General features: G+C 54.8%; 24 protein-coding genes and 3 pseudogenes. 16 read left to right on the forward strand and 11 right to left on the reverse strand.

Annotation, left to right across the window (positions count from 1 at the left end; all coding sequences use genetic code 11):
• Window positions 1-4 precede the first annotated feature (4 nt).
• The 10 genes from JCM15764_RS01530 to JCM15764_RS21135 all read right to left on the reverse strand — a co-directional run bounded on the left by JCM15764_RS01530 (window position 5) and on the right by JCM15764_RS21135 (window position 7447).
• Window positions 5-667, reverse strand: coding sequence for a class I SAM-dependent methyltransferase (locus JCM15764_RS01530; RefSeq protein ID WP_054691886.1), 663 nt, complete (start codon window positions 665-667; stop codon window positions 5-7).
• A 7-nt stretch (window positions 668-674) separates the two neighbouring features.
• Window positions 675-1586, reverse strand: coding sequence for a transketolase family protein (locus JCM15764_RS01535; RefSeq protein WP_054691889.1), 912 nt, complete (start codon window positions 1584-1586; stop codon window positions 675-677).
• Window positions 1583-1960 (reverse strand): thiamine pyrophosphate-binding protein, encoded by a 378-nt coding sequence (locus JCM15764_RS25815; RefSeq protein WP_369412221.1) that lies wholly within the window; start codon window positions 1958-1960, stop codon window positions 1583-1585. Before JCM15764_RS25815 ends, JCM15764_RS01535 begins: the two co-directional genes overlap by 4 nt.
• Window positions 1957-2364 carry a thiamine pyrophosphate-binding protein gene (locus JCM15764_RS25820; protein ID WP_279384198.1) on the reverse strand — a complete coding sequence of 136 codons (408 nt, stop codon included), beginning with the start codon at window positions 2362-2364 and terminating at the stop codon, window positions 1957-1959. Before JCM15764_RS25820 ends, JCM15764_RS25815 begins: the two co-directional genes overlap by 4 nt.
• Window positions 2333-3313: a glycosyltransferase family 9 protein gene (locus tag JCM15764_RS01545; protein ID WP_054691892.1), complete on the reverse strand. Its 981-nt coding sequence runs from the start codon at window positions 3311-3313 to the stop codon at window positions 2333-2335. Before JCM15764_RS01545 ends, JCM15764_RS25820 begins: the two co-directional genes overlap by 32 nt.
• A gap of 30 nt (window positions 3314-3343) precedes the next feature.
• Window positions 3344-4387, reverse strand: a complete 1044-nt coding sequence (locus JCM15764_RS01550; RefSeq protein WP_243688139.1) for a radical SAM protein — start codon at window positions 4385-4387, stop codon at window positions 3344-3346.
• The gene (locus tag JCM15764_RS01555; RefSeq protein ID WP_054691894.1) at window positions 4384-5334 is read right to left on the reverse strand and encodes a radical SAM protein; all 951 of its coding nucleotides are present in this window, start codon (window positions 5332-5334) and stop codon (window positions 4384-4386) included. The genes JCM15764_RS01550 and JCM15764_RS01555 overlap by 4 nt, the downstream gene beginning before the upstream one ends.
• A gap of 188 nt (window positions 5335-5522) precedes the next feature.
• On the reverse strand, window positions 5523-6698 hold the full coding sequence (locus JCM15764_RS01560) for a tetratricopeptide repeat protein (RefSeq protein ID WP_054691897.1): 1176 nt from the start codon (window positions 6696-6698) through the stop codon (window positions 5523-5525).
• A gap of 120 nt (window positions 6699-6818) precedes the next feature.
• Window positions 6819-7274, reverse strand: coding sequence for an O-methyltransferase (locus tag JCM15764_RS01565; RefSeq protein WP_243688140.1), 456 nt, complete (start codon window positions 7272-7274; stop codon window positions 6819-6821).
• On the reverse strand, window positions 7199-7447 hold the full coding sequence (locus tag JCM15764_RS21135; RefSeq protein ID WP_243688141.1) for a hypothetical protein: 249 nt from the start codon (window positions 7445-7447) through the stop codon (window positions 7199-7201). The genes JCM15764_RS01565 and JCM15764_RS21135 overlap by 76 nt, the downstream gene beginning before the upstream one ends.
• Window positions 7448-7584: 137 nt before the next feature.
• Between JCM15764_RS21135 and msrB the strand changes: the two genes are divergently transcribed.
• The 6 genes from msrB to JCM15764_RS01595 all read left to right on the forward strand — a co-directional run bounded on the left by msrB (window position 7585) and on the right by JCM15764_RS01595 (window position 10978).
• Window positions 7585-8103, forward strand: a complete 519-nt coding sequence (gene msrB / locus JCM15764_RS01570; RefSeq protein ID WP_243688142.1) for a peptide-methionine (R)-S-oxide reductase MsrB — start codon at window positions 7585-7587, stop codon at window positions 8101-8103.
• A complete protein-coding gene (locus JCM15764_RS01575) occupies window positions 8100-8324 on the forward strand; it encodes a hypothetical protein (protein ID WP_054691900.1) in 225 nt (74 codons plus the stop codon). Before msrB ends, JCM15764_RS01575 begins: the two co-directional genes overlap by 4 nt.
• Before the next feature lie 152 nt (window positions 8325-8476).
• Window positions 8477-9235 (forward strand): DUF3108 domain-containing protein, encoded by a 759-nt coding sequence (locus tag JCM15764_RS01580; RefSeq protein WP_054691903.1) that lies wholly within the window; start codon window positions 8477-8479, stop codon window positions 9233-9235.
• Window positions 9236-9303: 68 nt separating this feature from the next.
• Window positions 9304-10008, forward strand: coding sequence for a hypothetical protein (locus JCM15764_RS01585; protein ID WP_054691904.1), 705 nt, complete (start codon window positions 9304-9306; stop codon window positions 10006-10008).
• A 97-nt stretch (window positions 10009-10105) separates the two neighbouring features.
• Window positions 10106-10528: a DMT family transporter gene (locus JCM15764_RS01590; protein ID WP_243688143.1), complete on the forward strand. Its 423-nt coding sequence runs from the start codon at window positions 10106-10108 to the stop codon at window positions 10526-10528.
• Window positions 10529-10558: 30 nt separating this feature from the next.
• Entirely contained in the window at window positions 10559-10978 is a 420-nt protein-coding gene (locus JCM15764_RS01595; protein ID WP_054691907.1) for a peptide chain release factor family protein, read from the forward strand.
• On the opposite strand, the pseudogene JCM15764_RS27655 reads toward JCM15764_RS01595, so the two are convergent.
• Window positions 10916-12830: pseudogene (locus JCM15764_RS27655) on the reverse strand (proton-conducting transporter transmembrane domain-containing protein). The gene JCM15764_RS01595 and the pseudogene JCM15764_RS27655 sit on opposite strands and share 63 nt — an antisense overlap.
• A gap of 490 nt (window positions 12831-13320) precedes the next feature.
• Between JCM15764_RS27655 and rho the strand changes: the two are divergent.
• The 10 genes and pseudogenes from rho (at window position 13321) to hisB (ending at window position 22615) form a co-directional block, all read left to right on the forward strand.
• Window positions 13321-14568: a transcription termination factor Rho gene (gene rho, locus JCM15764_RS01605; RefSeq protein WP_054691910.1), complete on the forward strand. Its 1248-nt coding sequence runs from the start codon at window positions 13321-13323 to the stop codon at window positions 14566-14568.
• Between the two features lie 101 nt (window positions 14569-14669).
• The gene (gene rpmE / locus JCM15764_RS01610) at window positions 14670-14867 is read left to right on the forward strand and encodes a 50S ribosomal protein L31 (RefSeq protein ID WP_012645775.1); all 198 of its coding nucleotides are present in this window, start codon (window positions 14670-14672) and stop codon (window positions 14865-14867) included.
• 101 nt (window positions 14868-14968) lie between these two features.
• Complete coding sequence (thyX, locus tag JCM15764_RS01615) at window positions 14969-15658, forward strand: FAD-dependent thymidylate synthase (protein WP_054691913.1); 690 nt, start codon at window positions 14969-14971, stop codon at window positions 15656-15658.
• Window positions 15659-15695: 37 nt separating this feature from the next.
• The gene (locus tag JCM15764_RS01620) at window positions 15696-16610 is read left to right on the forward strand and encodes a DUF1385 domain-containing protein (protein ID WP_054691916.1); all 915 of its coding nucleotides are present in this window, start codon (window positions 15696-15698) and stop codon (window positions 16608-16610) included.
• A gap of 31 nt (window positions 16611-16641) precedes the next feature.
• A complete protein-coding gene (gene prfA, locus JCM15764_RS01625; protein ID WP_054691919.1) occupies window positions 16642-17712 on the forward strand; it encodes a peptide chain release factor 1 in 1071 nt (356 codons plus the stop codon).
• A gap of 186 nt (window positions 17713-17898) precedes the next feature.
• Window positions 17899-18752: pseudogene (prmC, locus tag JCM15764_RS01630) on the forward strand (peptide chain release factor N(5)-glutamine methyltransferase).
• 40 nt (window positions 18753-18792) lie between these two features.
• Window positions 18793-20045 (forward strand): annotated as a pseudogene (murA, locus tag JCM15764_RS01635) (UDP-N-acetylglucosamine 1-carboxyvinyltransferase).
• Complete coding sequence (gene hisG / locus JCM15764_RS01640) at window positions 20042-20680, forward strand: ATP phosphoribosyltransferase (RefSeq protein WP_054691923.1); 639 nt, start codon at window positions 20042-20044, stop codon at window positions 20678-20680. The pseudogene murA and the gene hisG overlap by 4 nt, the downstream one beginning before the upstream one ends.
• A gap of 41 nt (window positions 20681-20721) precedes the next feature.
• A complete protein-coding gene (gene hisD / locus JCM15764_RS01645) occupies window positions 20722-22011 on the forward strand; it encodes a histidinol dehydrogenase (protein ID WP_054691926.1) in 1290 nt (429 codons plus the stop codon).
• A 16-nt stretch (window positions 22012-22027) separates the two neighbouring features.
• Window positions 22028-22615, forward strand: coding sequence for an imidazoleglycerol-phosphate dehydratase HisB (gene hisB, locus JCM15764_RS01650; RefSeq protein WP_054691929.1), 588 nt, complete (start codon window positions 22028-22030; stop codon window positions 22613-22615).
• The last annotated feature ends 10 nt before the right edge of the window (window positions 22616-22625 follow it).

Consider the following 22625-nt stretch of genomic DNA (forward strand, 5'->3'; position numbering starts at 1 on the left):
CACCTTAATCGAAGAATACAAACTCGTAATCGCCGCTGTAGCCGAATTCATTGAAGAGCCAGACCCATTCTTCGGGGGTGAAGAAGGCGGCACAGGTCAAAGCCCAGCACTGCAGGTTGAAGAGTTCCTCTTCCGTGCGGTATCCCTCCACCACCATGTATTTGCTTTTGCCGACCCGTTCCATTTCGCCCAGTGCCTTCTTCAGGTCGGGCAGGTGCAGGTTGTGCAGGGTGGTGAGCGAGATGGCCAGGTCGAACTCCTTGTCCTTGAATGGGAGGGGATCCTGGGCGCGGTGGAGGAACAGGCTGGTGCGGATCTCTTCCTTGGCATTGGCGATGGCATACGCGGAAATGTCGAAACCGGCGATACGTGCCTTCGGCAGCAGCTGCCGCAACTCATGGAGCAGAAAACCTTTGCCGCAGCCGATGTCCAGAATGGAGGCGTCGGCGGCCAGGTCGTAATCCCTGACCAGCTTTTCCGCGACCGGTTTCCAGCGGCCGTCGTATTTGAATCCGCCATAGCCGTAACGCCGCTCTCCATCCCAGAAATCCGCGCCGAATTTTCGTGCCACCTTCATGCACGCCACCTTGTCGTCGCACATGCGGGACAGGTAGTCCCTTTTGGTGCTTATGTGGAGCGGCGTGAAGTAATTTCTCAAGATTCCCATATCTTCCTCAGAGTAAGTGTCTCACTGCTGCGGCGATGGATACGGCGTCAATGCCGAAAAGCCTGCGCATGCCGGCAGTATCGTGAATTTCATGGATAAAGCGGGAAGGCGCACCCAAGGTGGTCAGGGAGCAGGCCAGGCCGCTTTCCCTGAGGAATTCACCCATGGCGGCCCCGAAACCGCAGGAGTGGTAATGTTCTTCGACGGTTAGCACCGCCCCGATCCCCTGCAGTGCTTCGGTGAGGGCCGGCCGGTTCAAGGGCTGCACCATGGGCACGGAGAGGACACGGGGACGGATGCCGGCGTCGTGGAGGATCTGCACGGCCCTCATGGCCTCTTCGCCGATGGAGCCGTGGCAGAGGAGGGCGACGGCCTCTCCTTCGGCCAGCACCTGAGGCTTGGTGATGTCCAAGTTCTGCTGCCGATGAATATCAGGCTCACCACGCTTGGCAAGGCGCACATAGACGGGGGCCTGGGCCGACAGGGCATATTTCGCGGCCAGACGGGCCTCCACCGGATCGATGGGGGAAAAAACCTCCAGGTTGGGCATGGTGCGGGCCAGACTCAGATCTTCGATGGAATAGTGGGTCATGCCCTGGGGGGCGTAGGTGACCCCGCTGCCGATGCCTGCCAGAATCACCGGCAGGTCCTGGTAGCAGATGTCGTTGCGCACCTGCTCGTAGCAGCGGTAGAGGACAAAGGGGATGATGTTGTAGAGCACCACTTTGTAGCCGGTTATGGCGAGCCCGGCGGCGAAACCGATCATGTTCTGCTCGGCTGCCCCCAGGTTTAGGAAGCGGTCAGGGTGCCGGTCCTTGAATGTATCGAAAACACCGAGCCCCGCATCACCGCTGATGATGAAGATGTCGTCCCGTCCGGCACAAGCGTCGAGGATGGTGTTGATGAAGGCGTTTCTCATGCCAGTTCCTTTAATGCTGCGGCTTTGTGTTCATCGGTAACCACATAGTAATGCCAGATTAGTTGGTCTTCCATGAAGGAAACCCCCTTGCCCTTGGTCGTCCGGGCGATGATCACCTTAGGCCTGCCATGGGCATCTTCTTCCAGGGCCGCCGTGAGTTCCCGGTGGTCATGGCCGTTCACTTCCAGCGCGTGCCAGCCGAAGGCTTCCCACTTTTCCTTGAGGGGTTCGAAGGCGCAGATCTCCGTGGGGCGGCCATACCCCTGCAGGTTGTTATGGTCGATGATGGCGGTAAAGTTGCCGAGGCCGAGCTTCGGCGCGAAGAGCGCCCCTTCCCAGATGGAGCCTTCCTGGGTCTCGCCGTCGCCGATCAGAGCATAGACCTTGCGCCCGTTGCCTGTTTATTGAAGCCGTAGGCAATTCCCATCCCCATGTTGAAGCCGTGCCCCAGGGAACCGGCCGAGACTTCGATCCCCTTCTCAGGGGAGCGGTCCAGGTGGGCCGGCAGGGTGCCGTTATCCCGGTAATAGCCTTCAATATCCTGATCGCTGAGGATGCCGAGGGTGTGGAGCGTCGAATAAAGGGCCATGGCAGCGTGTCCCTTGCTGAGGATGAAGATGTCCCGCTCGCTCCACGGGTCGAGGTGCAAGGTCCGGCAATAGAGGGTGGCCAGAATGTCGGCGCAGGAGAGACAGGAACCCACATGGGGGCTCTTGGAGCGGTTGGCCATTTCGATGATCGTCCGTCTAATTTGCGATGCGGTAGCAGGTGTTTTCATGGGCTAAGGGGGCTCCTAATATTTCGGCGGCAGCTGCCGCTATATTTCTGGTCTGGAAGTGGGCCATGCACTCTTTGCCGCTTCGGCACCTTATATCGAAACAGGGCATGGCGGAACACCGGCAGGATGAGCGGAGCAGCTTGCCCCCCGTGTAGAAACAGACCTCGCTGGGATCGGTGGGGCCGAAGAGGCCGATGACCTTCTTGTGGAAGCCGAAGGCCAGGTGCATTCCCAGGCTGTCGTTGGAGATGATCAGGCGGCAGGAATTGATCCAGTTCATGTATTCGAAGAGGTTCTTGCGTCCCTCCTGCCAGGAGACGGTGTATCCATGGCGGATGAGGAGCTTTTCCAATTGCTGCCATTTTGCCATGGGCATACCCTTGACCGGCCACTTTGCCCCCACCTCGAAGTTCAGGCCCACATCGAAGGTTTCCTCCGTGTTCGGAACATAACCGATGACGTACTCCTGTCCTTTCCATTGGACGCCAAGCATTTCGATCAGCACTTGCTGCCAGAATCTCTTGTCATTTCCCGAATGCTTGCCCTCGATGTAGCTGATGAAGTCGAGCCCCTTTTCATAGGCATGGTAGCTGCCGCTGATGGTCTCGAAGCGGAAGCCGTATTTGACCCAGGCGTCAATCATGTCGGCCAGGGCGCAGACGCCGGGAATTTTTTCCAGGTTGATGAGCACGTCGAACTTTTCCTTCATCAACTGGAAGGGAACGAAATTGTCCCAGACCAGGAGCCGGTCGATGTGGGGATTGCGGTAGAGGAGCGGTTCGGCGTGTTCCGAGACGAGCCAGGTAATCTGGGAGTCCTGGTATCTCTCTTTCAGCGCCGAGAGGATCGGAGTGGTCCGCAGGACGTCCCCCAGGCTGGGGACCTTGCCGATCTCCGGGTCCAGGGTTTCAGAATAGCCGAGCTTGATGACGAGTATCTTAGTGCACATGGCGCCTCTGTCAGATGAAGTTCACATGCTCTACGGACGGGTACCTGATGTCGTAGAGGAAGTCGTTGACTGCATTGGGGCGGCAGTTGGGGGGCAGGTTGCCACATCCAGTAGCTGTTCCAAGTGCTCCTTTATCCGTTGCCGTTTTTCCCCCTGCCAGATCTCCCGGAATGGCCGCTCGTAAATGGAGCCGAAGACGTATTCGCTCCGGTCCCAGTAGGGGAGACAGGAGGCAACTTCTCCGGCCGAATTGACGACTGAGATGAATGAGGTGCCGAAACAACGGCGATAGCGGCGTTGACCATATCCGGAGAAGCTATCTCTCCTGGCGATGACGCGGAAATGATCCCTTGACACGGCCTCCGCCGCTGCCAGACAGTCTTCCAAAAGAGCAGGCTCGATCTGCTGCATCTGGTATCCCTGCCGGCTGCTCTGCTGGACAAAGGGCTTGATGGCCAGGTAATCGGCTCCGGCATCCTTGATGATCGCGGCTGCTTCCTGGAGAGATGCCAGGTTCTCCGGGAGGAGTACGAATTGGGCGCCGATAGTGGTGGCGAGAAAATTTGATTTTCTGATTGCCGCCGCATGCTTTAAAGCCCCGACAACGGTGGCAAAAACCTCGGGTTTTACCTGGTGGATGCGGGCATAGGTGTCGGGGGTGCCGCCGTTGAAGCTGAACCTGACGAAGGTGAGATGGGGGAGGATTTCCTCGGCCAGTTGCGGTGTCAGCAATTGGCCGTTGGTGAAGAGTCCCACGTCGATGCCGTTGCTTCGGGCGCGCCGGACCATGGCGGCACAATCGGGATGGAGGAGCGGCTCCCCTTCCCCGGCGAAGAGCAGACTTTTGAGACCTGCTTCGGCAAGTTCGTCGATAAATGTCAAGGCCCGGCCGGTCTCCAGCCTGCGGTTGGGATAGCCGATGAAGTCATAGGCGCAGAAGATGCAGCGGTGGTTGCAACTGCCCACCGGGCTGATCTCCATATAGATGGGAAAGCAGTCTCCGGAGGTCAGGTACTCGTTGACCCGGTCCAGGTGATAGGCCAGTTTATGTCCCTCGAAGTTATAGTTCTTCATGGAGTCGGGTGCCTTTTCGTTGGGACCGAAAAATTGTCTTGGATATTGCGGATCACGACACTGGTGTGGCCGAAGACCTGAAAGCGATTCGTCTTGACCTTGACATCACAGGGGTTGCAGTGGCCAAAATGGTCGCATGGCCGATACTCTTCAATGGTCTCCTGGGAAAAACCGGCATCGAGGATATGGGCGATGGGTGACCTGCCTTTGTACAGGTCAGAATGGCATTTGTAGACGTGGCCTGCGGGATCGACCAGTATTTCGCTGGTTCTGCACTCGCAATGCTTTGTTTTTTCGCCATCCACGCAGTCCTGGAATTTGAAGGTGCCGTAAAGTTTCCCCTTATAGTTGCCGAGAAATTCCTTTGTCCGGAAATCCAGTTCCAGCTTGCGGCACTTCTCCTGTATCTCAAGGATGTGCTTCCTGATCTCCGGGTCTGGATGCTCGATCCCATAGAGCCCGACCCTGAAGCCGGCATCCTGCATCTTCAGGGTCTTGCGGATCAAGTCATCTATGTCGTTCTGCCCCGGATGGTAGCTGACCCGAATGGCGGCATAGGGGGCATTTCTTGTAAAACGTCCGACCGGTACTTTTTTTATGAACGCATCCACGTCGAACATCATGTTGGTCATGAGGTCCATTTTGATTTCTTCCCTGGCCTCGTTGACTAACCGATAAAACCCCTGGTGAAGGGTGGGCTCGCCCCCTTGCAGGGTGAGTGGCAGATCGTCTCGCAGCACCAGTCGATTTGCTGCAGTGATCCAGTCTTCGGCCGAGAGCATCCGCTTTGCCCGTTGATCCGACCGTTTGGCGTTTTGATGGAGGTTAAGGCAGTAGTTGCAATGAAGGTTGCAGGCAAGAGTGAGGAAAAAAGCCACATAATTATGATGCTCCTTGGGTGTTATGGGAGGCAACTCATCAGCAAAAGCTGTAGCAGATTTCGTCATGTACAATAAATCCTTTACCTAAAGTCTGAGGGTAAACAGCAACTGTCGTGCCACAGGTATAAGTATTGAATTTACAAAGATAATCTATACGTATTCTTTCGTGTCAAATAATTGAAAAGAGATGGGTGAGATTATTCAAGGGAGGAGGTCAAATTTGATGTATCTGTATTTGAGGGTCATCTACAGTGCTAGAACGGTACCAGGGCGAATCCGTCAAATTCATTGGCATTGGGATCCATGGTCTTGCCGTTGACATCGGTGCCTGTGAACTTGAAGACCAGGTGACTAGGGTCGAAGACCCCGTCGCCGGTCTCGTTCTGGGAGAGGGTGAAGGTTACGGTGGCCTGCATCTTGGTGGCGTCGTAGGTAACCATCAGCGGGGTGGGAGGGATGGCGATTTCCGCATCGGGATCTAGGGTGATGCCGTTGTTGTAGGTTCCGCCGGTTCCGCCGGCCGCCTTGGAGATGCTCCAGTTGGCCACGTTCTGCACCGAGACTCCATCCATCTCCGCGTTGAACTGCAGCACCATGGTGAAGTCTGTAGAAGCCGAAGGGGTTGCCAGGGACGGATCCAGGTCGGCGACCCTGGTGCCCGGACCGAGGATGGTGTTGAAGGAGTTTTTCTGATAAATGTTTATGATGAAGGCGGGAGAGAAGAGAATACCTCCCAGTTCATCGGCCAGGGCAGGGTCCAGGGTGCTCAGGGTCTCCACCTCTTCCTGGGCCATGTCCTTTTGCGTGGTCGCCGCATATGCCTTGCCAAGTTCCGAATGGGCAAGCGCGAAGTCCTTGTCGATTTTGACCGCCATCTGCAGCTGCTCTATGGCCTCATCGTATTTGCCCATTTTGCTGTAGGCCATGCCGAGGCCGTAGTATCCATGGGCATCCCTGCGGTCAATGGCGATGACTTTTCTGAACTGGGCTTCCGCTTCCTGTTCCCGGCCGGTGTTCAGATAGAGAAATCCCAGGGTGTAGGGAGCATAGGTGGACGTGGGATCGATACGGGCGGTTGTCTGGAACTCCTTTTCTGCTTCAGAGTAGCGTTTTGCTTCCAGATAGGCATTTCCCAAGTCTTTATGGGCCGAAGAGGAACCGGGCTCAAGCCTGACCGCATTCTTATAGGCGGCAATGGCGTCGTTCGATTTTCCCAGACCGGAATAGGCCATGCCCAGATATTTATAGGCATCGGTTGAGTCCGGGGTGAGCGCGAGGACCCTTTTCAGCTGTGAGGCAGCTCTGTCGTACTTGCCATCCTGCAAAGCCTGCAGCGCGCCGTTCATGGCGTAGTTGGCAGTCAACTGCCGTTGCGACTGAATGTCGCCAAAAGCTGCGAAAAGCTTGTCCGTATTTGACATGGAGTCCATATATACACCCCTTTACTGTACAGCTATCTTTTCTGCTTATCGTCACCCGGCATGGTTAACTTGAGCAAAAAATGGCGTCCGAATCGGGTTGTCAATTTTTTGATTCTTGCTGCAGGCAGATCAGGAAATGCGGTAGGCGATCAGCACGCCGTCACCTACCGGCAGTATGGTGGTGAAAAAACTATCGTGGCGCGACATGATCTCGTTGAACTTTTTCACCGGTTCATTGCTTTTGGTGTCCAGGGTTTCGACCACGCGGCCGCGCCAGAGGGCGTTATCGGCGATCAGCAGAGCTTTGGGGGCCAGGTGCGGCAGCATGGCTTCCAGAGCCGCTGGATAGAGGTACTTGTCCATGTCAATAAAGAGGATGTCTATATCGTCATATTCCTGACCGAGCTCCAGTGCATTGCCGGTGCGGAATTCCGCCTTCTCCGCCAGACCTTCCTCGGTAAAGACTCCTCTGGCGTATGCCAGGTTCTTTTCTGCATATTCGGTCAGCACTATCCGTGCCCCATCTTCCAGGGCACGGGCAATCCACAGGGCCGAGTAGCCGAAGCCCGAGCCAAGCTCCACCACCAGCTTTGGCCGCTTGAGGAGGGTGAGAAGGTGGAGGAATCTTCCACCTGCCGATCGATGATGGGGAAATTCATGGCTGCCGCCTTCTCCTCCATGGCGAGAAGGCGTGGGTCTTCCTCCGGCTGGAGAGTCATCAGGTAGCTTGCAATAAGGGGATCGGTAATGTGGATCATGGCTGCTCCAGTTTTTTTGCTAACTTATGCCACAGCCTTGGGTGGAGAGAAAGGAAAAGTTGCATCGCCAGTGGCCGTTGCTAAAGGGGTCGCAGGGGGTAAAATTGAAACGCCGGCTTAGTGACCAAGGAGGTATCGTGAAATTCCAACTAATCCTGATGAGTCTGGTCTTCACCGTGGCTTTTACTGCGCCATCGCCGCAAATAAAAGTTTACTCGGTGGAAAGAAAAGGATATGTCATGATCGGAAAAGTTGAGAAGACAGATGCCGAATGGCGCAAGCAGTTGACTCCGGAACAGTTTCGGGTAACCCGGAAAAAGGGGACGGAGAAGCCATTTGCCAACGAGTACAACGCCAACCACCGCCAGGGGATATACCAGTGCGTCTGCTGCGGCCTGGACCTTTTCAGTTCCCAGGCGAAGTATGAGTCGGGAACAGGCTGGCCCAGTTTCTGGCAGCCCATCGCCAGGGAGAACATCAGGACCGGGGAAGATAAATCATTCTTTTCCCGCAGAACAGAAGTTCTCTGTGCCAGATGCAATGCCCACCTCGGCCATGTGTTTGAGGACGGACCGCAGCCGACCGGGTTGCGCTACTGCCTGAATTCGGCAGCACTGAAATTCAAGCCGCTATCCATGCGGGAAAGGTTGCCATGACCGCCACGCAAAAACTGCTGTTGTTAGCGCTATTCACATTCTTCTTTGCCGGCTGTGCGCAAATCCAGGACATGGTCATCAGGAGCATGCATATGGATCGTGGTTACCGGGGCCATGTGCTGCCGATGTTGTTTGAACGTTACCGGCTGAAAATGGAACACAACGATTCTCACCGCCAGGGGCCGGTGTTCATAGTGCCTGATTTTGCAGATCAGGCTTGATACCTTTTTGTCGTACCCTGCTGCATTCCCCCAGGCACACGTGCTTTCCCACCACTCCCGGAACTCCTCCGGAATCGGCTTGTCACTTGTTGGTTAATGCTCTAAATTGTATGGCATATTTATTGATAACCTGAGCGCCCACGAGAGGACTTATGAAGAAATCCCTGCACCCCATTGTCTGCTCATGCATCGTAACGCTGCTGCTTTTTTCCTCCTCTGTTGCCGGTGCCTTTACCATCCCCGAGCGGTTGGTTTTCAACATCAGCTGGAGCGGCATCAAGGCGGGAACCGCTACCCAGGAGGTCAGCCGCGAGGGAGAGAGTCTTCGCATGGTTTCCACTGCCCGTTCGGCGGCCTGGCTTTCCGCATTCTTTATGGTCGATGACCGGATCGAGTCATTGATGGGCAAGGGAAGTGCGGAACTTCCCCTGGGGTTGCCTGCCAGCTACACTGAAAAAGTCCATGAAGGGCCTACGCGCCGCCATAAGGTGGTCAATTTCCACCACCGTCAACAGCAGGCAGCTATCGAAGACCTGCTCGGCAAAACCAGGACAACCATCCCTGTTACCCCCATCACCTATGATTCCCTGTCCTGTTTCTACTATGCCCGCATGCAGAAAATGGAGCCCGGCACCTCTTTTTACGTTGATGTTTTCGACGGCAAGAGGCTGCACAATACCCAGGTCAAGGTGGTCAGGCGCGAAACGGTAGAGACGGACCTCGGAGAATTCAGAACTGTCCTCATCATGCCGATTTTGAAGACCGAAGGAATTTTCAGCAAGACGGGAGATATCCACATCTGGCTCACCGATGACGAGCGGCGTATTCCGGTGAAAATGCGGTCCAAGGTCAAGATCGGCAGCATTACCGCCACATTGATGGGAGGGAGTTACTGGCCGGAGAAAAAGTAACATCGGGATTGTTGCCTTCCCGCTGTTTTTGCAGCATAATTGCCGAACTTTTGTGATGAGGAGGAGCAATGAAAAAGTATTTGTCGTTTTTGCTTGTCGTGCTCTGTTTCACAGCAATTACAGCAGGAGTGGCATCGGCAGCTTCTGCCGGGAAGGTTTATCTCAAGGATGGCGCCGTCATAGAATGCCAGAAGGTGTGGCGTTCCGGCAGCAAGATCATGGTGCTGGTCAACAGGGATGTCCTTCTGGATTTTTCCACCGCCGAAGTGGACCTGAAGAAGACTTTTACCAAAAAGGGTGTCGGGGCGAAAGGGAAGAAAAAACACCTGAAAAAGCTTTCGAAACAAGGAAGTACAAGCAAAAAAGCCGCTATGCCGGTCCAGAAGCCGGTCTCATCGGTAAAGAAAGTTGCAGCACCTGCCAAGCCGGTCCCGGCAAAACCTGCCACTCCAACACCTCCGATTAAGCCTGCGACAGTACCTCCAACCACTCTGGCAGTTGCACAGAGAACAGTTGCCCCTGTTCCCGGGGCTCCTCGGCCGGCAACCACACCCATATCTGCTACCCAGGCTGCTCCATCTTCGGCAAAGGTTGCTGCAACTGCGCCCCAACCGCCCAAACCTGCGCCGCGGCCTGCCATAAAATTTGTTCCTCCCCCACCTCCGCCACCGGAACCTTTCTACAAGAACCCGCTGGTCCTTCAATTGGGAGGAGGGGGGCTGCTGATCGTCCTGCTCCTGGTTCTGCTGGTGATGAGGAAGAAGAAAGCTTGAATTATTTCGACAAAAGCCGTTTCCCATGAACAGGAAACGGCTTTTGCGCATCTTTCGGAGGCTGGGTGGTTAGGACAGGAAAGGATTTTCAGGAACAATGAACAATATTCTTCTTTTTTTTCTCATGTTCTGCGGCGGCCTCGCCGTAGCTATGCAACCTTCCATCAACAGCCGTCTGGCACAAAAAATCGGCTTTCTCGAAAGTTCCTGCATCTCATTCGCCGTGGGCACTCTGGCTCTTTATCTCGTTGCCCTTGTGGCGGGGCGCGGCAGCTTCAGAAGCCTGCCGGAGGCTGCCTGGTGGGAGCTGTCCGGGGGGTTGCTGGGAGCTTATTTTGTCTCCATGACCATTCTAGCCGTGCCGCGTATCGGCACCACTGCAGCCCTGGCTGCGACCATCGCAGCCCAGCTTTTGACCGGACTTGTTCTCGATACCTTCGGCCTCTTCGCTTCCGCCAAATCCCCTTCGATTTCAAACGCGCCGTTGGCGTGGGGCTTCTCATCGTTGGGACCAGCCTGATTTTCCGCAGATGAGGGAGAATGAAAGCCCATGTCCACCTTTGCCGTAAGTGAAGAAAAAAACCGCTGGCTGCGCCAGAAGATGGATCTCCTCGGGGTCAGGGAGGAGGATCTGGATGAGCAGTTTATCCGTTCTTCGGGTAAAGGTGGGCAGCATGTGAACAAGACTTCCACCTGTGTCTATCTGAGGCATAGACCGACCGGCATTGAGGTCAAGTGCATGGCCGAACGGAGCCAGTCCCTGAACCGGTTCCTGGCCCGGCGCCAGTTGCTGGAGAAGATTGAAGGGGCGACGGGCAAGCCTACAGCTGCGGATTTGAAGCGTGACAAGGCGCGGAAGCAGAAGGCGAGAAGGAAAAAGAGGGCCATGGACAAGTATGCTGCAAGGTCAGACAGCCCAGGTGAGGAGCAGGCACAGGGTAACGAAAATATAGAGGATGTAGAGGGGTAACTGGCCGTGCTGCAGCTTTCTGATGTGGTTGAACTTGCGATCGGCGGCTACAAAAAGAGGAATGATTGCCAGTTCCAGTACTGTCTCGGGCACATGGCTGCTGAAGCGGGTTTTGGCAGGGACGGCGCCGGTAACCTCTGGATTTTTCATGTGGGGGTGAAGGACCCCACGGAAGAGCTTGACGATCATCTCGGCAAAGGAGGAGGAGCTGTATTGCATGCGAGGCGTCGGCCTCAGGTAACCACAGCCCCAGGTTACCGCGCGTGCATGTCTGCTAGTCCTTGGCTTGCGCAATAGGCTGAAAGCCATGAAAGCCCCTGCTGCCAGCAGGACCATGCCCAACGCGGTGATCCACCCCAAGGGCGCGGCAGAGAAAAGCATCTGACCATTAATGGCCGGTACCGGTAACCAGTTGGAGACGGCCGGTTGCAGGAGACCGGCTGCCAGTTGTGGAAAGAGACCGATTACGGCACAGAGTGAAGCTAAAGCAATCATTGGCAGCCGCATCGGCCAACCGGCCTCATGAATACTGGTTGTTTCACTGTTGCGGGCCGTGCCCAAAAAGGTAATTCCGCAAACCTTGACGAAACAGGCCACCGCCAATGCTCCTACCATAGCCAGGGCCGGTGCAGCCAGAGCCATCACCGGCACGGCAGCACCATTTCCCCCATTAACCCCATTGAATATACCCAGATAAATCAGGTATTCGCTGACGAAGCCGTTCAACGGCGGCAGGCCGCAGATGGCCACTGCCCCCACCAGGAACAGGGCTGAAGTCCATGGCATTGATTTTGCTAATCCACCCATGAGATCGATTTCCCTGGTGTGACTGCCGTGAATTACCGAGCCGCTCCCAGAAAGAGAAGAGATTTGAAGAGGGCATGGTTCAAGGTGTGGAGGAGGGCTCCGGACATTCCCAGCAGGGAGAGCAGGGGCAGGTTGGACGCCAGGCCGATAACCGCCAGGCCGATACCGATGAAGATGATGCCGATGTTTTCGATGCTGTGATAAGCCAGCAGGCGCTTTATGTCATGCTGGCCCAGGGCGAATACGACTCCCATGACTGCTGAAATGATCCCGGCGATCAGTAGCGTCATGCCCCACCACATGGGGGATGGGGGAAAAAGGAGAGTACGCGGAGCAGTCCGTAGACGCCCATTTTGATCATGACTCCTGACATGATGGCAGAGATATGGCTGGGTGCAGAGGCATGGGCCGAAGGAAGCCAGACGTGCAGCGGCATCAGACCTGCTTTCATGCCGAAGCCGAAAAGTGCTGTGCAGAAAATGGCGGCGGCAACCGGGGCTGACGGTGTTAGCCCGGCCATGGCTGAAAACTGGTAGGAGGAGGCGGCAACGCCGAGCAGGCTGAACAGGGCAAACAACGCCAGGGTTCCGGTATGGGTGGCAATCATGTAAAGCAGTCCCGCATCCTGCACATCCTGTTTATGGTCTTCTGTGGTCAGGACGAAAAATGCGGACAATGCCATCACCTCCCAGGCCAGGAGGAAAAGAATGCCATTTCTGGCAGTGATGAGGATCAGAAGCGATGCTGTCAGAATGCCGAAAAAGAAAGTAAGCCTGCGCCAGGTTTTAGGATTGGCATCAGCCGCCCAATAGCTGGTGCTGTACAAACTGCAGCAGGTTGAGACAATGAGCACCGGCAGGAGAAAAAATGCGGAAAGATGATCAACGCCGAGATCACACGGCCCGAATGGCAATGTGTCGAAGACGCTGAACGTTGCAGCTTTTCCGGTGATGAAGAAGACTGCGACGCCTGCCAGGCCTGTCAGTGCGGCCATGATAATAAAAAAAGTGGCTGCTGCCTGGCCGAGCGAGGAACGACCTTTCATGAGCAGGGGGAGCACGCCTGAGACTGCCGAGCGAAACCGGCACTCATTGCCACAAGAACTGCAGGGTCTGTGATGGGTACGTTGACCAGAGGCTTTTCTCCTTCAAAACAGAAGGTGTTAAGATTATATGGTGCAGGTAGGCAAGCGTCAATAAAAGTTATATAGGGAGAAAAAGTAACTTGAAGATTTTAAATAATGTGAGATTATTTTAATATTACGTGTCGGTGGTAATGTCAATAAATTGTATTGACAAAGGCGATAATTGCGGTTTATAAAATTATCAATCCTCGATTGTCCCAGTTTTCATATTGCCTCAGCACTCATACCGAGAAAAACCGACACCCCATAGACGCAGAACCCAACATTAAATTACAAACTCCGACGACCAGCATTCCCCCTTCATTCCTATGTGTAATCACGTGGAAAAAATAAAGCTTATTGAAGTATTGTTTTGCCGACAAAGGCATATTTGCGTCACCGCAGGAGACCTATGAACTTACAAGAATTAAAAGGTAAAAAAATCAATGAACTGGCGGCCATTGCCAAGGGATTGAACATTGAGGGGGCATCAAGCCTGCGCAAGCAGGACCTGATCTTTGCCATCCTCAACGCCCAGACCGAGAAAAACGGCATGATCTTTGGCGAGGGGGTGCTGGAAACCCTTCCCGATGGCTTCGGTTTTCTCCGGGCGCCGGATTACAACTATCTGCCGGGGCCGGATGATATTTATGTGAGCCCCAGCCAGATTCGCCGTTTCAATCTCCATACCGGAGATACGGTTTCAGGCCAGATCAGACCGCCTAAAGAGGGAGAACGCTATTTTGCCCTGCTCAAGGTGGAGTCAGTAAATCATGAGTCTCCTGATGTGGCGCGAGACAAGATCCTTTTTGATAACCTCACTCCCCTGTATCCCGATGAGAAGTTGAAGCTGGAGAGTGCGCCGGACAACATGTCTACGCGGGTCATGGAGCTGATTGCTCCCATCGGCAAGGGGCAGCGCGGCCTGATCGTCGCACCTCCCCGAACCGGCAAGACCATGCTTATCCAGAACATTGCCAACTCCATCGCCGAAAACCATCCGGAAGTTTTCCTGATAGTCCTGTTAATCGATGAAAGGCCGGAAGAGGTTACCGATATGCAGCGGTCGGTCAATGGCGAGGTCATTTCCTCAACCTTTGACGAGCCCGCTTCGCGGCATATTCAGGTGGCCGAGATGGTTATCGAGAAGGCCAAGCGTCTTGTGGAGCACAAACGAGATGTTGTCATCCTCCTTGATTCCATTACCCGTCTGGCCCGTGCCTATAATACCGTCATTCCCCCTTCCGGAAAAATTCTTTCCGGTGGTGTGGATTCCAATGCCCTGCATAAGCCGAAACGCTTTTTCGGCGCGGCCCGCAATATCGAAGAAGGCGGTTCGTTGACCATTATCGCCACTGCCCTGGTGGATACCGGTAGCAAGATGGACGAGGTCATCTTCGAAGAATTCAAAGGCACCGGCAACATGGAGCTGCACCTGGATCGCAAGCTCGTGGAGAAACGGACTTTTCCTGCCATCGATATCAACAAGTCCGGAACCCGGAAGGAAGAACTGCTCATCGAAAAGAACTCCCTCAACCGCATCTGGATTTTGCGCAAGGTTCTCCATCCAATGAATGTTGTCGACAGCATGGAATTTCTCCTTTCAAAACTGGACGGAACCAAGAGTAATCAGGCATTTCTGGACTCCATGAGCAAGTGAAAAAGAGCTTGAAACTTTAAATCAATAGTGCTAATTTTATTACTTTCGATTCGCAAATTAAAATAAGAGCTCAGGGGGATGCCCCTGCTAAGGAGGAAGCTATGAGAGAAGGAATTCATCCCAAGTACAACGAGGTTACGGTAAAATGCCTGTGCGGCAATACCTTCCAGACCCGTTCCACCAAGCCGGAAATTTCGACGGAGATCTGCTCTGCCTGCCACCCGTTCTTTACCGGCAAGCAGAAGCTGGTTGACACCGCTGGTCGTGTCGAGCGGTTCAAGAAAAGATACGGCATGTAACAAGGCCCCAGCCTTGAAGAGTTATGAGGGGATTTTGTCCATGGCGAAATCCCCTCATCTGTTTTTAAGCAGGTCTGCAAAAGTACAAGCCAAGGATATCAATGAAGGTTGCTCTTCTCCAACACACCCCCGATCCGGAACTCACCGTAGCTCTTGCTGCGCGTCTCTGCTATTCCAAAGTGGGCATCGACGAGCTGAAGCAGAAACTCACCAATAGCGATATCGACTCCTTTCTTGACAAGATCATGTCCCTCGGCCATCAATCGGTCCTGGAGCATGCCTCTTTTACCTTCGGTATCGAAGGCATTTCAAGGGTAACTTCCCACCAGTTGGTTCGCCATCGAGTTGCCTCCTACTCCCAGCAGTCCCAGCGCTATGTCTCCCACAAGGAACAGTTTTCGGTGGTGGTACCACCTGAAATTGCCAAAAATGCCGAGATGCTGGAGATGTTCCAGGAACAGATGAGTCAGCTGCATGAATGCTATGCCCGGATGGTTGATGGAGGAATTCCAGCGGAAGATGCCCGGTACCTGCTGCCCAATGCAACCGAGACCAAGATAGTTGTGACCATGAACGCCCGGGAGTTGCTGCACTTTTTTGCCGTAAGGTGTTGCGAACGTGCCCAGTGGGAAATCAGGGCCATGTCCGTTGAGATGCTCAGGCTTGTCCGTGATATTGCCCCGGTTATCTTCCGCAGTGCAGGTCCAGGTTGTATAGGCGGGCCATGTCCTGAGGGAAAAATGACCTGCGGCAGGGCTCAAGAAATCAGGGAGAAATTCCATAACCTGTAAGTGGCAGGGGAATCCTGCCAAAGGCGGTGAGGTCTTAATGAGCAAAATAAATATCGGTGGACAGGCAGTAATTGAAGGAGTGATGATGCGGGCGCCCCGCTCCATGGCCATTGCCGTCAGGCGTCCATCCGGAGAGATCGTGGTAAAGAAGGATGAAGTTATTCCCCTTTCCGAACGATTTCCAGTGGTAAAATTTCCCATCATCCGTGGAGCAGTGGCTCTGTTCTCGTCCCTGATCATCGGCATTACGGCCTTGAATTTTTCTGCAAACGAGGCAATGGCTGAGGAAGAAAAGGAAGAAGGCAAAAAGGACATATCTTCCTGGGCCATGGCAGGCACCATGGCAGTGGCCTTCGGCTTCGGCATCCTCCTCTTTTTCATTCTGCCCCTTTACCTGACCAAGCTTCTTGTCCCCATCATCGGCGATTCAAACATTATTTTTAACCTGGTGGATGGTGTCATCAGGGTAGCGGTGTTCATCCTCTATATCTTTTCCATTTCCCGCATGAATGATATTCAGCGGGTCTTTCAGTATCACGGGGCCGAGCACAAGTCCATCTTCGCCTTTGAGGCCGGAGAGGATCTGACGGTGGAAAACGTGCGCAAGTACAGCTGTCTGCACCCCCGCTGTGGCACCAGTTTCCTGCTAATCGTCATGCTGGTCAGCATCCTGGTTTTTTCCCTTATCCCTAAACTGTGGCCTTTTTATCTCAAGGCGGGCTCAAGGGTGGTGCTTTTGCCGTTGATTGCCGGCTTATCTTACGAGATTCTCAAATGGAGCGCAAAGCATGACCATCTGCCCATAGTCAAGCTCCTTATCTCTCCTGGACTGGCCCTGCAACGCCTGACAACCAGGGAGCCGGACGACAGCCAGCTTGAGGTGGCAATCCGTTCCATGGAGGAAGCACTGGAAGTAAACGCCGGCTACAAGGATGACCGTCTTGTTGTTTAACTGTTGAACATATATATTTTGAGGTTGTCGGATGCTTTTTGACAAGATTGAAGAACTTGAACGGCGCTACCAGGAACTGGAAGCACTGCTGTCCGATCCTGTAGTGCTGGGTAACCAGCCGGAATTCCGCAAGCTGTCGCGGGAACATTTCGACCTGTCCGCCCTGGTCCAAGCCTACCGTAATTATAAAAGAATTGTCAGCGAGATCGAAGGTAACCGGGAGCTTTTGGCCGACCCGGAAATGAAGGAAATGGCCGAGGTTGAGCTGGAATCACTGGAAGAGCAGCGGGATGCGCTGGAATCGGAGATCAAGCTGCTTCTGCTCCCCAAGGACCCCAACGACGACAAGAGTGTTATCCTGGAGATCCGCGCCGGTACCGGTGGCGACGAAGCGGCACTGTTTGCCGGCGACCTTTTTCGCATGTACAGCCGTTTCGCCGAGACCAACCGCTGGCGCGTAGAGGTTATTTCTGCCTCCGAGTCGGAGAAGGGTGGATTCAAGGAGATCGTTGCCTCCGTCGAGGGGGAAGGGGTCTTTGCCAAGCTCAAGTACGAATCGGGTACCCATCGGGTGCAGCGGGTGCCGGAGACGGAAGCCCAGGGCCGGATCCACACCAGCGCCTGTACTGTTGCCATCATGCCCGAGGCAGAGGATGTGGATATCGACATCAACCCCACAGACCTGAAGATAGATGTCTATCGTTCCAGCGGCGCCGGCGGCCAGCACGTCAATACCACCGATTCGGCAGTGCGCATTACCCATCTTCCCACCGGCACGGTGGTGGCCTGCCAGGAGGAACGAAGCCAGATCAAGAACCGGGCCAAGGCCATGAAGGTTTTAAAAACCCGCATCCTCGACAACATCCTGCAGGAGCAGAATGCCAAACTGGCTGCAGACCGTAAGCAACAGGTGGGAAGCGGTGACCGGAGCGAGCGTATCCGCACATATAACTTTCCACAGGGAAGGATGACCGATCACCGGATCGGTCTTACGCTGTACCGTCTCGATGCCATCATGGCCGGTGACATTGCCGAGATTGCGGATGCGCTGAGGGCTCATTATCAGATGGAGGCGCTCCAGGCCCAATCCGAAGCCGCCTGAGGAACTCGCCTTTTCCGCGATGCCGGCGTTGCTCCTTGTGGGGTGTAGCGCTGTTTATGCCCCGCGGGTACTTAGCCTCCGCGTCGCGTCTCGGGTGCCTTGGCCTAGCGAAAAAATCGAGTTCCTCAGACTCGGGCGCCTTGCACCTGGATATTTTTGAGCGCGAATCGATGGGGTCGTTGATTTATGGTACAGCAAGAAACGTGGACTGTTTTAAAGGTTCTGACTTGGACCAAGGAATTCCTGACCCAGAAAGGGGTGGAAAATGCCCGGCTGGAGTCGGAGTGGATGCTCTGTGCCGTGCTCGGCCTTGATCGGATGGGGCTCTACGTCAATTTCGACAAGCCGCTGACGCCGAAAGAGCTGGCCGACTACCGGGGGATGATCGCCCGCCGTGGTCGTCGCGAGCCGCTCCAGTATATCCTGGGCTCCCAGGAATTCATGGGGCTGGACTTTGCTGTGACACCCGCGGTGCTTATTCCGCGCCACGACACCGAGGTTTTGGTAAACGAGACCGTAAAAAGGCCGGTAAAACGTCGAGCATCCTTGATGTGGGCACCGGCAGCGGTTGCATCAGCATCTCGCTGGCCAAGGCCTTGCCCGGTGCCGCTATCACCGGTGTTGACACTTCCGTGGACGCCCTTGCGGTGGCGGAGAAGAACTGCAATACCCATGGAGTTGCGGTAAAACTGCTGCACGGTTCGCTGTTCGAGCCGGTTCAAGGGCAGCAGTTCCATATGGTCGTTTCAAACCCCCCCTATATCCCCAGTGACGACCTGAAAACGCTGCAACCGGAAGTCCGCGATTACGAGCCGGCCGGGGCGCTTGACGGGGGGAAGGATGGCCTGGATTTCTATCGTCAGATCGTTGCTGCTGCCACGGATTACCTTGTTTGCGGCGGATGGCTTCTCCTTGAGGTTGGCATAGACCAGGCTGAACAGGTTAGGAAACTTTTTTTAGACAATGGCAAATTTGCCGAAGTCTTTGCGGCAAAGGACACTGCCGACATCGAACGGGTGGTAGGCGGGCAGCTGAAGTAGCCTTTTGGGGCTAGCTAATCAATCAGACAGAGGTATCATTTTGGACAAATTAATCATCAAAGGTGGCAAGAAACTCTCCGGTGAAGTTACCGTAAGCGGCTCGAAAAACGCTTCCCTTCCCGTCTTCGTTTCCACCATTCTGGCTCCAGCGAAGCATGAATTCAGCAATGTCCCCTTCCTGCGCGACATCAATACCACCATCAAGGTAATGGAGCAGCTGGGTGCAAAGATCGAAGGCAACGGCAATGTGGTCAGGATCGACACCAGGGGCATCGACAAACACGAGGCCACCTACGAGCTGGTCAAGACCATGCGCGCTTCGGTGCTGGTTTTGGGGCCGCTTCTTTCCCGCTTTGGCATAGCTCGTGTTTCCCTCCCTGGTGGCTGTGCCATCGGTGCCAGGCCGATCAATCTTCACCTGAAAGGTCTGGCAGCCATGGGGGCAGATATTACCCTCTCCCACGGTTATGTCGAGGCAAAGGCGAAGCAACTGAAAGGTGCGCGGATAAATTTCGATGTCTCCACGGTTGGCGGGACTGAACATCTTATGATGCAGCTGCCACAGCCAAAGGTGAAACGATCCTGGAAAACGCCGCAAGGGAACCGGAAATAGTCGATCTGGCCAATGTGCTGATCAAGATGGGAGCGCGCATCGATGGGGCCGGCACCGATACCATCCGTATCGATGGCGTCAAAGAGCTCGGCCCGGTAACGCACCGCATGATGCCGGACCGCATTGAGGCCGGTACATTCATGATCGCCGCCGCCATTACCGGTGGGGACGTAAAAATCCATAACATGCAGTTGGAGCATCTGGATGCATTGGTCTTCAAGCTTCAGGATGCGGGCGTGGAGATCATCAACAAGGATAATGTGGTAAGGGTTAAGGGGCCGAAAAAGGTCAGATCTGTCAATATCAAGACCCGTCCCTACCCAGGCTTTCCCACTGACATGCAGGCGCAGTTCATGGCACTCATGTGTCTGGCCGATGGCGCCAGCGTCATCAGTGAAAACATCTTCGAAAACCGCTTCATGCACGTTTCCGAATTGATGCGTTTTGGTGCAGATATCACCACTGAGGGAAATGCGGCCACGGTTAAAGGAGTGAAAAAGCTTTCCGGCGCTCCGGTGATGGCAACCGACCTGCGTGCTTCCGCATCGCTGATCCTTGCCGGTCTTGCCTCTGATAATACCACCGAAATATCCCGCATCTATCACCTGGATCGCGGGTATGAGTTTATAGAAAAGAAGTTGGCCGGACTCGGAGCAGATATTAAACGGGTGCAAGAATGACTGATTTTATTACCATCGCTATTCCAAAGGGACGGATCCTGCACGATTCGGTGGCCCTGTTCAAAAAGATCGGCATCGACTGCGAGGAATTGCTCTCGGATACCCGTAAGCTCATCTTCGAGAATTCGGTGCAGCGCATGCGTTACATGATTGTTCGCGCCACCGATGTCCCCACCTATGTGGAGTATGGATGTGCCGACCTGGGGATTGTCGGTAAGGATACCCTCCTTGAGCAGGAAAAGGACGTCTATGAGCCACTTGATCTCAAGTTCGGCTACTGCCGGATGATGGTTGCCGAACCCGCAGAGCTTTCACGCACCGATGATCCATCGGGCTGGAATAACATCCGCATTGCCACCAAGTATCCCAATTTCACGGAAAAATATTTCACCGGCAAAGGGATTCAGGTGGAGATCATCAAACTATACGGTTCCATCGAACTGGCGCCGCTGGTCGGGTTGTCCGAGCGGATCGTCGACCTGGTTTCCACCGGCGAAACTCTGAAGCAAAACGGCCTGGTGGAGGTGGAGACCATTGCCGAGATAACCACCCGCCTTATCGTCAACAGGGCCAGTCTCAAGACCAAACATCAGCGCATTACCCATATTATCGAAGGGCTTGAAAAGCACGTTTAAACAAATTGCCGTTTGTTCACGGCCAGATGGAAGAGGCTTTTATGAAATTCCTCGATATTCGCGACAATTCCTTTGATGACGATTTTGCCGCCATACTCTCCCGCAGTGAGGAGACCGGCAGAGACGTCGAGCAGGTCGTAGTTGATATTATCGCCCAAGTCCGCAGCCGTGGCGATGCGGCCGTTCTGGATTATACCCGCCGCTTTGATCGGCTTGAGGCCGATTCAGTTCAGTCGCTGGAAGTAACGGAAAGAGAATTTAATGAAGCTTTTGCCCGTGTGGCAGATGAAGACATCGCCGCCCTGAAGCTGGCAGTGGAACGGGTGGCCCGGTTCCACCAGAAGCAGAAGCAGGAGACTTGGCTTTCCACAGACGAGCCGGACATCATGCTTGGCCAGATGGTTACCCCGCTGCAAAGGGTAGGTATCTATGTTCCTGGCGGCAAGGCCAGCTACCCCTCCAGCGTCATCATGAATGCAGTACCGGCCAAGGTTGCCGGGGTGGGTGAGGTAATCATGGTGGCGCCGACCCCCGGCGGCGAGATCAATCCCCATGTGCTGGTGGCGGCGCGTCTTTCCGGTGTGGACCGGGTTTTCAGGATTGGCGGTGCCCAGGCCGTCGCTGCCCTTGCCTATGGCACGGCAACCATTCCCAGGGTTGAAAAGATCACCGGCCCCGGCAATATTTATGTGGCCACGGCAAAGAAGCTGGTCTTCGGCCAGGTGGGAATCGACATGATCGCCGGACCGTCGGAGATCCTGGTCATCAATGACGGCAGCGGCAATCCAGCCCATATTGCGGCGGATCTCCTTTCCCAGGCGGAGCACGATGAATTGGCATCTTCCATTCTTATTACTACCGACCGTGCCTTTGGCGAGCGGGTGGCAGATGAGGTGGAGTTGCAATTGGGGCAGCTGTCCCGGGAATCCATCGCCCGCAAATCCTGGGAGACCTATGGCGCAATCATCATATCGGGCAGCCTCTCGGAGGCCATCGATTTTTCTAATCGCATCGCTCCGGAGCACCTGGAACTGGCGGTGGCCGATCCTTTTGCCATACTGCCGCAGATCCGCAATGCCGGTGCTATCTTCCTCGGCCATTTTACACCGGAAGCAGCCGGTGATTATCTGGCAGGCCCTAACCATACTTTGCCCACCGGCGGCACGGCCCGCTTCTTTTCACCGTTGTCCCTGGATGATTTCGTCAAGAAGTCGTCCATCGTTTACTTCAGTGAAGGCGGCCTGAGCAGGCTAGGCGGTCACATCGTCCGTATCGCCGAGCTGGAAGGTCTTGAAGCACATGCCAAATCGGTCAGCAAGCGATTGAAATAATTTGAGGGAGGCGCACATGTCGAGGAAAGCCGTCGTCGAACGCATCACCAAGGAAACCCAGATCAAGCTTTCTCTGGATATTGACGGAGCCGGGGAGGCAAAGGTATGCACTTCGGTTCCCTTTCTCGACCACATGCTCAATCTTTTCGCCCGCCATGGCCTGTTCAACCTGGAGGTGGAGGCGAAAGGGGACATCGATATCGACTTTCACCACACGGTTGAGGATATCGGCATCGTTCTGGGTGACGCTCTGAAAAAGGCTCTCGGCGACAAGAGCGGCATCCGCCGTTACGGTCAGGCCTCTGTCCCCATGGATGAAACCCTGGCTAGCGTGGCAATCGATCTCTCAGGCCGTCCCTACCTGGTATACAACGTCAGGCTCCCAAAGGTGAAGATCGGGGAGTTCGATGTGGAGCTGGCCCGTGAATTTTTCCAGGCTCTGACCAACAATCTGGCTGCCAATATCCACATCAATGTCATGTACGGCGACAATGTGCACCATATCCTGGAGGCATGTTTCAAGGCGCTGGCCCGGGCACTGGATCAGGCGACCCGGCACGATCCCCGTATTTCCGGGGTTATGTCCACCAAGGGCAAACTCTAAATCCGGTGAG

The sequence above is a fragment of the Geotalea toluenoxydans JCM 15764 genome, from assembly GCF_001311985.1.
In the GTDB taxonomy this organism is placed as follows: Bacteria; Desulfobacterota; Desulfuromonadia; order Geobacterales; family Geobacteraceae; genus Geotalea; species Geotalea toluenoxydans.

Coding starts and splice junctions, on each gene's coding strand:
- JCM15764_RS01530 (WP_054691886.1), bottom strand. CDS start 667: ATGGGAATCTTGAGAAATTACTTCACGCCGCTCCACATAAGCACCAAA.
- JCM15764_RS01535 (WP_054691889.1), bottom strand. CDS start 1,586: ATGAGAAACGCCTTCATCAACACCATCCTCGACGCTTGTGCCGGACGG.
- JCM15764_RS25820 (WP_279384198.1), bottom strand. CDS start 2,364: ATGAAAACACCTGCTACCGCATCGCAAATTAGACGGACGATCATCGAA.
- JCM15764_RS01545 (WP_054691892.1), bottom strand. CDS start 3,313: ATGTGCACTAAGATACTCGTCATCAAGCTCGGCTATTCTGAAACCCTG.
- JCM15764_RS01550 (WP_243688139.1), bottom strand. CDS start 4,387: ATGAAGAACTATAACTTCGAGGGACATAAACTGGCCTATCACCTGGAC.
- JCM15764_RS01555 (WP_054691894.1), bottom strand. CDS start 5,334: ATGACGAAATCTGCTACAGCTTTTGCTGATGAGTTGCCTCCCATAACA.
- JCM15764_RS01560 (WP_054691897.1), bottom strand. CDS start 6,698: ATGGACTCCATGTCAAATACGGACAAGCTTTTCGCAGCTTTTGGCGAC.
- JCM15764_RS21135 (WP_243688141.1), bottom strand. CDS start 7,447: ATGATCCACATTACCGATCCCCTTATTGCAAGCTACCTGATGACTCTC.
- JCM15764_RS01575 (WP_054691900.1), top strand. CDS start 8,100: ATGACCGCCACGCAAAAACTGCTGTTGTTAGCGCTATTCACATTCTTC.
- JCM15764_RS01580 (WP_054691903.1), top strand. CDS start 8,477: ATGAAGAAATCCCTGCACCCCATTGTCTGCTCATGCATCGTAACGCTG.
- JCM15764_RS01585 (WP_054691904.1), top strand. CDS start 9,304: ATGAAAAAGTATTTGTCGTTTTTGCTTGTCGTGCTCTGTTTCACAGCA.
- JCM15764_RS01590 (WP_243688143.1), top strand. CDS start 10,106: ATGAACAATATTCTTCTTTTTTTTCTCATGTTCTGCGGCGGCCTCGCC.
- JCM15764_RS01595 (WP_054691907.1), top strand. CDS start 10,559: ATGTCCACCTTTGCCGTAAGTGAAGAAAAAAACCGCTGGCTGCGCCAG.
- rho (WP_054691910.1), top strand. CDS start 13,321: ATGAACTTACAAGAATTAAAAGGTAAAAAAATCAATGAACTGGCGGCC.
- rpmE (WP_012645775.1), top strand. CDS start 14,670: ATGAGAGAAGGAATTCATCCCAAGTACAACGAGGTTACGGTAAAATGC.
- thyX (WP_054691913.1), top strand. CDS start 14,969: ATGAAGGTTGCTCTTCTCCAACACACCCCCGATCCGGAACTCACCGTA.
- JCM15764_RS01620 (WP_054691916.1), top strand. CDS start 15,696: ATGAGCAAAATAAATATCGGTGGACAGGCAGTAATTGAAGGAGTGATG.
- prfA (WP_054691919.1), top strand. CDS start 16,642: ATGCTTTTTGACAAGATTGAAGAACTTGAACGGCGCTACCAGGAACTG.
- hisG (WP_054691923.1), top strand. CDS start 20,042: ATGACTGATTTTATTACCATCGCTATTCCAAAGGGACGGATCCTGCAC.
- hisD (WP_054691926.1), top strand. CDS start 20,722: ATGAAATTCCTCGATATTCGCGACAATTCCTTTGATGACGATTTTGCC.
- hisB (WP_054691929.1), top strand. CDS start 22,028: ATGTCGAGGAAAGCCGTCGTCGAACGCATCACCAAGGAAACCCAGATC.